The sequence below is a fragment of the Paenibacillus solanacearum genome (assembly GCF_910593845.1).
Taxonomy (GTDB): domain Bacteria; phylum Bacillota; class Bacilli; order Paenibacillales; family NBRC-103111; genus Paenibacillus_G; species Paenibacillus_G solanacearum.
The window spans coordinates 134,284-147,297 of record NZ_CAJVAS010000003.1; the positions used below are offsets into that span (position 1 = coordinate 134,284).

General features: G+C 53.6%; 8 protein-coding genes. 7 read left to right on the top strand and 1 reads right to left on the bottom strand.

What is annotated here, in order from left to right; genetic code table 11:
- Positions 1-194: 194 nt before the first annotated feature.
- Both KXG62_RS05025 and KXG62_RS05030 read left to right on the top strand, forming a co-directional pair.
- Positions 195-2,066, top strand: a complete 1,872-nt coding sequence (locus KXG62_RS05025) for a bifunctional metallophosphatase/5'-nucleotidase (RefSeq protein ID WP_218090834.1) — start codon at positions 195-197, stop codon at positions 2,064-2,066.
- 447 nt (positions 2,067-2,513) lie between these two features.
- The gene (locus tag KXG62_RS05030; protein ID WP_218090835.1) at positions 2,514-3,845 is read left to right on the top strand and encodes an ABC transporter substrate-binding protein; all 1,332 of its coding nucleotides are present in this window, start codon (positions 2,514-2,516) and stop codon (positions 3,843-3,845) included.
- Between the two features lie 9 nt (positions 3,846-3,854).
- Here the strand turns inward: KXG62_RS05030 and KXG62_RS05035 are convergent, their stop codons facing one another.
- Complete coding sequence (locus tag KXG62_RS05035; protein ID WP_218090836.1) at positions 3,855-4,769, bottom strand: AraC family transcriptional regulator; 915 nt, start codon at positions 4,767-4,769, stop codon at positions 3,855-3,857.
- Between the two features lie 307 nt (positions 4,770-5,076).
- Between KXG62_RS05035 and KXG62_RS05040 the strand changes: the two genes are divergently transcribed.
- The 5 genes from KXG62_RS05040 (at position 5,077) to KXG62_RS05060 (ending at position 12,918) form a co-directional block, all read left to right on the top strand.
- Positions 5,077-7,149 (top strand): sulfatase-like hydrolase/transferase, encoded by a 2,073-nt coding sequence (locus KXG62_RS05040; RefSeq protein ID WP_246627309.1) that lies wholly within the window; start codon positions 5,077-5,079, stop codon positions 7,147-7,149.
- 32 nt (positions 7,150-7,181) lie between these two features.
- The gene (locus KXG62_RS05045; protein WP_246627298.1) at positions 7,182-8,171 is read left to right on the top strand and encodes a Gfo/Idh/MocA family protein; all 990 of its coding nucleotides are present in this window, start codon (positions 7,182-7,184) and stop codon (positions 8,169-8,171) included.
- A 179-nt stretch (positions 8,172-8,350) separates the two neighbouring features.
- The gene (locus tag KXG62_RS05050) at positions 8,351-10,528 is read left to right on the top strand and encodes a glycoside hydrolase family 43 protein (protein WP_218090839.1); all 2,178 of its coding nucleotides are present in this window, start codon (positions 8,351-8,353) and stop codon (positions 10,526-10,528) included.
- A gap of 361 nt (positions 10,529-10,889) precedes the next feature.
- Positions 10,890-11,573, top strand: coding sequence for a response regulator transcription factor (locus tag KXG62_RS05055; RefSeq protein WP_218090840.1), 684 nt, complete (start codon positions 10,890-10,892; stop codon positions 11,571-11,573).
- The gene (locus tag KXG62_RS05060; protein WP_218090841.1) at positions 11,566-12,918 is read left to right on the top strand and encodes a sensor histidine kinase; all 1,353 of its coding nucleotides are present in this window, start codon (positions 11,566-11,568) and stop codon (positions 12,916-12,918) included. The genes KXG62_RS05055 and KXG62_RS05060 overlap by 8 nt, the downstream gene beginning before the upstream one ends.
- Positions 12,919-13,014 lie beyond the last annotated feature (96 nt).

Below are 13,014 nucleotides of genomic sequence, written 5' to 3' on the forward strand. Positions count from 1 at the left end.
AAGATGGAAGTGGAAATCCGTGGATATTTACAAGCGTTCTTTGCAATCATGCGGATGATTCCCTGAAGGCATGCATCCTGCCGGCGACGGATCATGATTTTATATGAATTTCGCATTGCGCTTACATTCTCTTGACACTTTGCGGCGATAAGTTTGCTATCGTAATAGAAAGACGATGCCAAGGAGGAAGAGACATGATCAAATATCGGACACGAGCTTTGTTGGCTGCCGGGGTGCTGTCGCTCAGCTTGCTGGCAGGCGGGGCGCATGCGGAGCCGTCGCAAGCCTCTACGCATGCAAGCTGGATGACGGGTAAAGGACTGCTCGAAGGCGAAGCCGCCGGCCAATTGGCGCTGGACCGCCGAATCACGGCAGCGGAAGCAGTGACGCTTCTCGCCCGGCTGCAGCAAGAGAAGCTTCCGGCGGTCCCGCTTGGCGAACATTGGGCTTCGGCTGCGCTTTCCTGGGCCGTCAGCCAAAGCTTGTTGACGGCGGAAGAAGCGAAATCCCCCGATGCGGCGTTAACCGCCGAGCAGCTGAATCGGCTGTTCGGCCAAGCCGGTTACCCCATTGCATTGCCGGTCTCGGACACGGTGACCCGTGCGGGGCTCTTCGATGCGATCGGTCAAAGCATGACGGTCCATGTCACGATTGCCCATATGAACGACACACATGGCCATATAACTGAGAATGCTTCCGGCGGAGAATTCGGCTACGCCCGCATCGCCTCCATCTTGAAGCAGTGGCGCTCCGAAAACCCGAATTTTCAATTGTTTGATGCAGGTGATACGTTCCAGGGAACCGTATTCGTCAACCTGTTCCAGGGCGAATCGCTGCCGCCGCTGCTTAAGGAACTGGGCATCAACGTGATGGAAGCGGGGAACCACGAGTTCGATTTCGGAGCCGAGCAAGCCGTAAAGCTGCGCAGCATGCTGCCATACCCGATGCTTGGCGCTAATGTCGTGAAGGAAGACGGAGAGCCGCTGCTGGATTTGACCTATCGTTTCGAAGCGGGCGGCCAGCGCTTTGTCGTGTTCGGTCTCGTTACGCCGGAGACGGCGATTTTGACGCATCCCGACAATGTCAAAGGCATCGCGTTCAAGGATCCTATCGAGACGGCGAAAGCGATGGTTGCGGAGCTGCAGGGGAAAGGGGAGCACATCATTCTTCTATCCCATTGCGGGATCGAGGAAGACCGGGAAATCGCGAAGCAGGTTCCCGGGATTGAGCTGATCATCGGCGGACATTCCCACACGAAGTTAACGGAGCCGGAGGTCGTGAACGGAACGTATATTGTACAGGACTGGGAATATTTCAAGTCGCTTGGCCGCGTAGATATGTATTATTTGAACGGGGAACTTGTGGCTTTGACCGATATGCTGAAGGCGTATGACGCCGAGGTACCCGAGGATCCGGAGATGGCGACGCGGGTCAAGCAGATCAGCGACAGCATTGACGAGGCGCTGCACGTGACGATCGGACATACGGATGTGCTGCTCGAGGGCGACCGGACGATCGTACGCCAGCGGGAATCGAATCTCGGCAACTTCGTGGCCGATGCGATGCTGAACCGGACCAAGTCCATTCAAGGCTATGAAGCCGATGCGGCGATCACGAACGGCGGGGGCATCCGTACGGAGATCCGTCCGGGAGACATTACGAAAAAAGCGCTGTACGACATGCTCCCGTTCCCGAACACGGTTGTCGTGCTGGAGGCGAGAGGCAGCGAGCTGAAGGCGGCGCTGGAGAATGGCGTTTCGCAGGCGGAGAGCGGCGCAGGAAGGTTCCCGCAAGTGAGCGGCTTGACGGTTGCATGGAACCCGTCGAATCCGGCCGGCTCCCGCATCGTTGAGGTGAAGGTCGGAGGTCAACTACTTGACATGAACAAAACCTACCGCATCGCAACCAATGATTTCGTAGCCGCCGGCGGCGACGGATACGACATGTTCAAGGATAAGAAAGCGTACAACACGGGAATTACGCTCTATGAGCTGATGGAAGAGACGATCTCCCGGCAGCAGACGATCGCGCCTAAGGTGGAAGGACGCATTACGGAAGTAAAGTAACAAAATACTCCTTATCGGAGCATTTTTAACCCCATACGGATCAGCCGTTGTCTCCGGATGACGCTGATCCGTTATTTTTTGAACGGCCGAATGCCTCATAATCGAAAACGACACAAAAATAATCACGCAGTGTATATTCAGCCGATTGCGTTTTTTGCTACGATTTGAGCAAGCAAAGGATGCAATGCGCCGCGCTGTGAGCGCCGGAAACCGGAAATAACGAATATGAGATGACGTCTTCAGCGGGGACGCCTAGCGTGGTTACAGCAAGCGGTGCATTGTGGAAAGCGAGGGATGCCGGGATCACAAAATCCAAGCTTATGATCGTACACTTCAGGGTACGGCCAAAGAAGGCATAGCAGGTAAGCGCATGAGGCTTGCCGCTGCGCTGCAAGTTGTTGTTGAACGGCATTTTGTTGGCGCGAACAATAAAAAGGGGGGGCTACGATGACAAAGCTGCCATTGTTATTATCTGTATCGGCACTATTGGGAACGCTGTTGACATCCTGCGACAAGAAGGAGAGCCAATCGGCAACGGAGCATGCAAAAAACGGGGGATCGCTTGAAACGATTCAAGAAGCCGTTACGTTGACCGTGTTTGCTCCCGGCAAAACGGTGGAGGCCTTTAACGCTCAGCTTGTGGAGCCGCTCAAGAAGAAATTTCCGAGTGTTACGCTGGAAAGAGTCGAAGTGCCGCAAGGCCCGATCGAAGCGATCAAAACATTCTCCACGAGCGGCAACGTTCCGGACTTGATCTTCGGTCTGCCGGGCTGGATCGGACAGTGGAAAATGTATAACGTATTCGCCGATATGACGCCGCTGATCCAAAAATACGATTTCAAGCTGGACAAACTGCAGCCTAATGTTGTGAAAAGTATGAAAGCGTATTCATATGAAGGGCAAATGAATATTATGCCGATCAGCATTAACGGACAGGTGCTTTATTATAATAAAGATCTGTTCGACAAGCTTGGCGTCGCCTATCCGAAGGACGGCATGACCTGGGATGACACGCGCAAAATCGTGGCGGCCATGACCCATAACGAGGGCGGTATTCAATACCGGGGCTTCGATGCGAATCTGAACTACTCCATAAACAACAATCAGCGCTCGTTGTCCCTTGTCGATGCGAAAACGAACAAAGCGTCCATCTATAAGGACGGCTGGATCGAATGGCTGAATACGATCAAGAGCGTGTACGACGTGACGGGCAACATTCCGGCGCAAAAAAACCAGCTCGCGAACAACAATCCGTTCCTGAAGGGCGAGGTCGCCATGTTCGCCAACATTACGGATATGATGACCAATGTGCTCATTCATCCGGACAAGGCTGCGTTCCATTGGGATCTCGTGACGCTTCCTTCCTTCAAAGACAAACCCGGACAGGGCGTCCAGCTGAACACGCCGTTCGGCTCCATCTCGTCCACGACGAAGCATGCTGACGCCTCGTTCAAGGTGCTGGCTTACCTGGTTTCCGAGGAAATGCAGCTGAATACGTCGAGGGAAGGAACGATCCCGGTCATTCAATCCGATGCGGTCAAGCAGGAATTTGGCAAAAACATTCCGCTGCTCGCGGATAAAAACATTGCGGCGCTGTTCAAAATGGCGGCGGCGGACACCCGCAGTCCGCTCACACAGTACGACAATATCGTGGTCGGGGTGCTGACCGACAAGTTCGCCGAATCGCTCGTTCAGAACAAGGATATCAATACCATGCTGCGGGAAGCCGAGGAACTGGCCAATAAGCAGGTCGAGGCCAATTTGACCCCCTCCTCATGAGGGGGTCGGTTACTTGATACCGGACTGAAACTGCTTGCGGTACGCCATGGCGCTGATGCCTTCGAATTTCGAGAAGGTGCGGCTGAACCGGTTCACATCCTCGTAGCCGACCATTCTTGCGATATCCGACAGCCGGTAATCGCTGTTCAAGATCAGCTCGCGGGCGTACTGCATCCTTGCCCGGCGCACGTATTCCGTCGGCGAGACGCCGAACGTTTTTCTGAACAGAAGGCGCAGATGGCTCTCGCTAATGAAGGCGACGGCGGCTAGGCTCGTCGGTGTCAGCTCCTCGCTGATATTGCTTTTGATATACGTGCATATTTCTTGAATGCGCTTGTCCGTCTGCTCCGGCTGTTCCGGAATATCGTCCTTGATCAGGCCGCAGAGCTGGCCGAACCACTCGTAAAAGCTTCGCTGGACATCGATGAGCTCCAGCGTCTGCGCGGTGTTCAGCTCGTGCACTGTCTCCGTCTCGTCCTTTCTCCAGGCGCTGTCGAGCTGCAAATGCGCCAGCATTTGATCGGCATGGTGCACCAGCTCCCGGGATTTGACGACAAAAGGCTCCCAGCGTCCCGTATCCGGAATGCTAACCCGCTGCGGCAGCTGATAAATGCGGACGAACTCCAGCGAGCCGATCCGGATGTCGGCGGCCAGCGTAATGTAATGAAAGAAGCCGTAGCTATCCTTTTCCTGAAATCCGGTACGCGCCACGGATGGGGGAATGATGACAATATCTCCCTTGCTCAGCTCGTATGGATTTCCTCCGATATCCACCTTCTTATGTCCATCCAGAACGATCCAGATGATTGTAAACGGAAAGCTTGCTTTCCTCAACGGCCGGTCGGGCGGTATGTTCCATTCATAGATCCACCTGAGCGTTAAGCGCAGATCGCCGAGGAGCTTGATCTTGACCAAATTTCCCATAACGGGTCACAGCCTCCAGTAACACAGATATAGACTAGTATATATAAAAAAGATTTGAAAGCGCAATCAATATTCGGGAAAAAGATTGCTTTTGCAAAATCATTACGGTGAACACCGAGGTAGCGGCTGTGGATATGAATTACAGAAGGAGGTGAGGGTGCAGGATCGCCGGATACATGGATTCATCGCTTCGGAAAGGAGGTGAGGGCCGGCAAGCGGGCCTTGCCGTATCAAGCGAAACGAAACCGATGATGGGGTGTACGGGAGAATGTTATCGTCATCCCGTATCAAGGAGAATGAGGTGAATATGATGAAATCGCAGTGGAACGTAATGGCCAGGTTCGTTTTTGTCGCCGCTGCGGCGGCCGTATGTCTAGGCTTGTCGGGCACGAAGGAGGCGGAGGCTGCGCCGAACGTGATTCTGATCTACGCAGACGATCTGGGCTACGGCGATACGAGGCTGACCAGCACGAATTCGGTCTCTTCGACGCCGAACATCAAATCGATTGCAGAGCACGGCGTAACATTCGCGGAAGGCTATGTCGCTTCTCCCGTCTGCTCCGCCTCCCGGGCGGCGCTGATGACGGGCCGGTATCCGTCGCGGCTTGGCTTCGACAGCAATTTTCTTGCGCGGACATATGCGTCAAAAAATCCGTCGTACTCGATTGCCAGCTTATTAAAGAACAATGCTGCCGTGACCTACAAAACGATGATGTTCGGAAAGTGGGACCTGGGCAACACGAACGCACTGATGCCGGTGAACCGCGGCTTCGACGGCTTCTACGGAATTCCGGGCGGGATCAGCAGCTACTATCCGACGAACGCAACGGCGCCGAGCGATGCGACGTACTGGGATAAAAGCACCGGCAGCGTCATCACCGGTTCGGCGGTCGCCTCCAATCAGAATCAGAATGTCAAGGAATACGATTCCGCTACGGCCTCGTATGTGAAACGCACGCCGCAGCAATACTTGACGGATGTGTTTACGAACAAAGCGGTGGACTACATACAAAATAACGGCGGCCCTTCCCAAGATCCGTTCTTCCTTTACCTGGCCTACAATTCGCCGCACGTCCCGCTGCAAGTGCCTTCCAGTTATTATTCGGCGTATGCCGGTCGGACCGATCTGACCAACAAGCAAAAGGTATACTATGCCATGATCGATAATCTGGACCATAATGTTGGCCAGGTGCTGGATGCGTTAGGCCCGCGCACCGGATACAAGTGGAATAATACGATGGTCATCTTCGTATCCGACAACGGGCCGGAGATCGGATCTACCGGCAATCTTCAAGGAGGAAAGCATGATCTGTTCGAAGGCGGCATTCGCTCGCCGTTCGCTATCCAATGGCCGGCCCAATATACTCAGGCTGGCGCGGTCCATCACCAAATGGTCAGCACGCAGGACCTGCTGAACACGATTCTGCGAGCAGCCGGGGCCAACGCCAGCCTGCTGGCGCCGGCAAGCAAAGACTTATCCCCGCTGATTACGGGAGCAGACTCGTCGAATCCGCATGACTATTTGTACTGGAGATACATTAACGAAGACGGCGATCATCGAACGAATCAGGTTCAGCTTGCCGTCAGCAACGGAACGTACAAGTATATGCGAACGATTAACCCCGACACGTCGGTGAATGAATATTTGTTCGATATTACCGAGGCGAAGCCGGAGGAGAGCGGCGATAACAAGATCAACGACAGCAGCTTGGCCGCCACCAAATCCGTGCTTATCGCGGCCTTGAACGATTGGAACGCCAAAAATCCGCTGCATGAGAATTTCAACGATGACGATACTGGTGCAGGCGATGCGGATCCGCCGTACGGGTATGCGCAAGGCTGGTTCGCTTACAACAAGGATTCGGATGCGCCGAATCCCGATTGGAAAGTGAATGCCGGCAATCAGTTCGAGGGCACTGGCAAGGGGGGGATCCGTTCCGTCCAAGCCGGATCGTACTTCAATAATTTCATCTACGATACCGATGTCATGCTGACGACTTCCGGCAAGGCTGGCGTCATCTTCCGCAGCTCCGACCACGCGGACAGCTCCTTCATGTTCAAAGGCTACATGGCGCAGATGGAGATGGGCGGGGCGTTCCGGCTCATTCGGATGGATGCGGACGGGACATCGGGCACCGTGCTGGATGAGCAAACGACACAACTGTCCTTCCAAACAAACCAAATGTACCATATGCATATCGCCGCGGTTGGCAATGCCATCACAGCTACGCTGAAGACGGACAACGGCACCGTGCTGTCGACGCTCTCTGCGACAGACAGCAACTATAGCGGAGGTCTGGTCGGTCTGAGGGTTGGCAGTCCGAATCAAACGACCCCTGCCACCGGCGTCTTCGACAATATCGTCGTTCAACCTCAATAATCGGTTTGGATCGGGAAAGGCGGTCATGCTTAGTGAATTCGCACAAGAAACTAAAGGTGGCACTCATCGGAGCGGGCGGCTGGGGCCGGCAGCACGCTAGAATATTCCAAGCGCATGAGGGAGTCGACTTTTGCGCTGTTGTCGGGCGGAGCCCGGACAGAACGATGAAGCGGGCCGGCGAATTCGGTGTCCGCGCCTACACGGATATCGCTCAAATGCTGGATCGGGAGCAGCCGGATCTGGTCAGCTTATGTTTGCCGAACCGGGAGCATTTCGAGCCGACACTGCAGGTCATACGTGCGGGCGTCCCGCTACTGGTCGAAAAGCCGCTTGTTTACACGCTGCAAGAAGCCGATCTCCTCCTCAATGAGGCATCCCGGCGAGGCTTGTTTTTTGCAATCAACTTCAATCATCGTTATGCCAAGCCTGTTGAATTGGCGGTCAAAGCCATCGAAGAGGGGAAGCTCGGGGAAATGACGCTGGCGTCATGGCGGTTCGGGGGCAAGGGAGTATGTGATCACCCGTATACGAATCTGATCGCAACGCAGTGCCACGGGCTGGACATGCTGGAGTATTTGGGCGGCCCGATCGAATCCGTGATGGCGGAGATGACCGACAAGACAGGTGGCGGCTTCCGTACCTTGTCGCTGTCGCTGCGATTCGCCAGCGGCGCCGTAGGAAGCTTGCTCGGAACGAACGATTCGTCGTATGCGTATCCGGATACTCACCGTATGGAGCTGGACGGCACGAAAGGAAGGGTCGTCATCCACGATACCGTCAAGCGATTCGTGTATCATCCGGCAGAGAGTGAGCTGGGCGAAGTATGGGAAGCCGGGTATTTCAACGATCGGGACCGGGCTTTTCACCGAACGTTCGATACACACTTTGACGCGCTGCTTCAAGCATTCCGGGCGGGAGAGCGGCCGCCCGTGCCTGCCGAAGCGGGCTACCGCGCACTATTGCTCGCGGAGGCGGCGATCCGCTCGTTCGAGCAAGGCGTCCGTGTGACCGTTAACGGCTAATTGGCAATACGCTCCAGAACAGAGTGCTGGATTAGCCTGCATTTCGGAGAAACGTAACGGGCGCAGATAAACATGCCTGATGATCTGCCCGAGTCGGATTTGGTTTGTATCTTAAGCCGGAGGTTGATGGGACAGTGAAAACGAAGGAAAACCGATTGAATAGGGTTCGGAGTATGACGATGAAATTATTGTTATGGACGCTCTTGCTGGCGCTCCTGCTTCCGGCGCTGCCGACGCAGGCCTATTATAACGTCATCATGTCGTGGGCGGCCGATCCGAACGTTCGGTATCACAACGGGTTCTATTACTGGACGCACGCGACGGGCAACAAGATTTTTATTAACAAATCGAAGACGTTGACCGGCATAGGCCTGAGCACGCAAAGGCCCGTCTATACACCGCAATCGCCGTACAATAACGCCGTCTGGGGCGCGGAGCTGATTCCGTACAATAACAAATGGTACATCTATTACACAGCGGACAACGGGCAGAACGTGAACCACCGCATCTTTGTGCTGGAGTCGGAAGGCAGCGACCCGATGGGGCCGTATACGTTGAAAGGCCGCGTATATGACGCGAACAACGATTATTGGGCGATCGGCCCGAACATGTTTCAATATAACGGCAAATTGTATTTGATCTGGTCGGGGCATGCCGACGGCTCGACGAGCGTTTGCGTCAAGCAAAACACGTACATCGCGGAGCTGACGAATCCGTGGACCGTGAACCCGAACAAGTCCAGAGTCCAAATCTCAACCCCCAATCAGCCATGGGAAATCAACTACGACATTCATCCGAACTGCCAGAACGGAAAAGGCGTGCAGGAGTCGCACGAGGTACTGATCCGGAATAACAAAATCTTTGTCGTATACTCGTCCAATCACAGCCTCACCGACGACTACAAGCTGGGCATGATCTGGATGAGCACGGCCAATAATCAAGATCCTCTGGTGGCATCGAATTGGCAAAAATATACGCCTGCCGGGGCTTCCAGCCCGCAGCCGGTTTTCTCGAAAAATGCGGCCAACGGCGTGTACGGCCCGGGCTCCCATTCCTTCACGACGTCACCCGACGGTACGGAGGATTATATCGTCTATCATGCGGCGATCGTTTCGGGAAGCCAGTGGTACCGCAACGGACGAACCCAGAAATTCACTTGGGACGCGAACGGATTTCCGAGCTTCGGCGTGCCGGTCTCGACTTCGACGAATCTGGCGCTGCCTTCCGGTGAAACGGATGATGCTTATGGCGCGGTGGAACGGTACTGGGACAGCGCGATCGGCTGGACGCTTGATCCGGCAGGCGGAACGGCGGCTGTTAGCGGCGGCCAGCTTCATCTGGCCAGCAATAACGGCTCGCACTCCAATATGATGAAGAACATTGCACCTTCCGGCGGGTTCTCGCTCGATTTCAGAGCACGGGTTACGGACTTCGCCGGCTCCGGCGTTCCGCAGAACGACAAGAACAGCCTCGGAACGAAGGTGTCGACAGGTTACGTACGCCTGATGGTATCCGTTCAATCGGATGGTATCTATGCGATTACGGCCAATTCGAACGGGGATTGGGTCAAAGTGTACAACATGGCAATCGATTCGAACTGGCATGACTATTACATTCGGGTAGGCAAGTCCGATATTGCCAACCTGTATATCGACGGAGCGGCGGCGAAAGCAGCCAATTGGCCGCTTCCGGTCAATGCGGAGTCTCCACGGATCGCCCATTGGGTAGCCGGAACGTCGGCCGATGCCGCCGAGGCCTATGTGGACCATACGATTGTGCGCTCCGAGTTTTACAGCGACCATTGGGATAGCATTACCGCCGATTGGGAGGCGAACAGCCAAGGGACGATCGAGATTAACCCGGGCGGACTGCTGCATATGGCCAATGCGACCGGCGTCGCCAGCAGCATCAAGAATGAGCGGAAGGACGCGGCTCCCGCAGGTCCGTATGTCTATGAGTTCAAGGCTCAAATCACCGACTATTCCTCCAGCGCTACGACGGAATCGCTCGCGACGAAGATCGTCAGCGACAACAAGCGGATGATGCTGCACATCGAGTCGGACGGCCTGTATGTCAAAACCGCCACCAGCGGCGGCAACTGGGTGAAGGTATACAGCCTCACGGGAGATCCGGATCATCAGTGGCATGTGTGGCGGGTGGAAGCGAACCATGGCACAGGGCAAGCGAAGGCGTTCAAGGACGGTGTGGAACTCGCGTCCTGGACGATGGAAGAATTCGGCTGGAATCCGAGTAATGAAGCTCAAGTGCATCCGGGAATTCATCTATGGACGAAGGGAACGACGGCAGATCCATCGGAAGTGTATATCGACTGGATGCGGGTGTATTCCGGGAAGTAATAACAACGGATAAGGGACGTAAAGGAACAATTGCTGGTGATGTAATTGCGCAAGATTTAACGCTGAGATGTTGGTTTTTTTGGCGCTAATTTCTTTTTCCAAGTATCCCAGTTGCTCCATGCTCCTGCCCGTTAGCAGGCGCAGCTCTGGTAATCCGAGCTTTTCGTTGATATACTGGAGGGCATCTGTCAGATCCTTTTGTTGTTTGGTAGGCCTTACAACAATACAGGATTTGCAGATGTTTTTCTATGTTTAACCCGACCTTCGTTTTCAGCCGATTTTCAAATTCAAAACCGCGTTAAATCAGCAACTACAGTCTAACACTATATTTTCTTTGCACATGATTAAGGAGGTATACGCTATGACAAGCGTTCTCGTAGTCGAAGATGATACGCATATGTCGGAAATGATTTCAATTGTGTTGAACCATGAAGGATTTCGTGTCCGGGGAGCGGTCAACGGCAAGGAGGCGCTTGCTGAAATGGTGAGCTCTCCTACGGATTTGGTTTTGCTTGATGTCATGATGCCAATCATGGATGGGTGGGATTTGTGCCAGGAACTGCGGCTCTTGAACCCCGAACTGCCGATTATCATGATTACGGCTAAGCACGAGACAAGTCAAAAGGTGAAGGGATTCGGCCTAGGCGCAGATGATTACCTGGTAAAGCCTTTTGACCCGCAGGAGCTGGTGGCCCGAATCAAAGCGGTGCTGCGCCGGTACCGGATTGCGGCCGATAAGATGGTTAGATTGGGCAGCTTCAAGCTGGATCGGCTTCGGGGGACTGTTTCCGACGGAAACGTGAATTGGAACTTGCCGCTTAAGGAATTCGAACTATTATATCAACTTGCGAGTTATCCCGGCCAAATCTTTATGCGAGACCAGCTAATTGAAGCGGTATGGGGCTTCGACCACGAAGGGGATGAGCGGACGGTCGATGTTCATATTAAGCGGCTGCGGGAGCGATTTGCCGCCTATACTCACCTTTTTCGCATTGTAACGGTTCGTGGTCTCGGTTACAGGTTAATGACGGAAAGCTATGATTAAGAGCTTATATTTAAAAATTGTATTGCTCTTTTTCGTAGCTGTGGTGATAGGTATCGGAGGGGCCATTCCGATAACCATTTATTTGTTTAAAGATCAGATCACGCAATCCATCCAACAAGAGTATGCGGTGCGAACCGGGTTGATATCCGAAGCTTTTTCCCGATTGGCGCCAGACGAACGTGATCCTTTTCTAAAACAGTTGTCTGAAAAGCAAAAGATAAGCCTTTGGGTATACGATCGGAACGGGCTTCGCTACGCTTATGGCCAGATAGGCAAGCCCAACCTTACTGGCGAGGATATCCACCGCATCCAGAACGGGGCCGAAGTCGTGAGGCGCACATCCGTTCTGCCTCTACCGACGAGCTTGCACATGGGTTTCCCTTTACAAACTGCGGACGAACAGTTGGCACTTGTAATCCATCCGGAAGTTTCTAATATTTCTCAGCTGTTTATAATTTTGGGTGTTTTGATTGTGATTGCAATTGCGATTGCTAACACCAAATTTATCCTTTTTACTAGCGTAGTGGTGAAACCCTTAAAAGCATTGACCGCCGCAACCAAAAAAATTGCCAAAGGGGACTATAGCATCCAACTTCAAACAAAGAACAAAGATGAATTGGGTGTCTTGTCGGAGCAATTTCAACAAATGGCCAACGAGATGAGCCAAGTCGAAAAGATGCGTCAGGAGTTTGTTTCCAACGTATCCCACGAACTTCAAACACCGCTGGCGTCCATTTCGGGTTTTGTCTCCATCTTGCAAAGGGGCGGTCTGGATGAAGCCGAGCAACAGCGCTATCTGAACATAATCCGGCACGAAAGCATGCGACTGTCCCGACTCAGCGAGAACATGCTCCGACTGGCGACGATGGATTCTAACCATCTGCCCTTCCATCCATCGCTCGTTCGACTTGATAGTCAACTGCGCCGTATTGTCGTAGCCTTGGAGCCGCAATGGGCGCCCAAACACTTAAATATTCACCTTGAGCTTTCAAAAACGGCGATTCATGCAGACGAAGACCTGCTGAGCCAGGTATGGCTCAATGTTATCAGCAATAGCATCAAATTCACACCCGAGCGCGGTGACATCTCCATCGAGCTTCGGGCCGGAAATGGTGAAATCGAAGTCATTGTACGCGATAACGGAATTGGTATGGCCGAGGAAGATCGCAAACGCATTTTCGAACGCTTTTTTATGGCCGATAAATCGCATAACCGTGAAGCCGGGGGAAGCGGGCTTGGACTCGCAATCGTAAAACGAGTTGTCGAATTGCACGGCGGCCGGGTCGAGATAGACAGCGCTCCAGGAAAAGGAACGGCGGTAACCGTTATTCTGCCAGCTATGTAACTCAGTCAAACAATCGAAAACATGGACAAAAGAGGGGAACGATTTCGTTCGCCTTTTTTTACATTTTCAACCAATTCATTCATATTGCGTTCATAA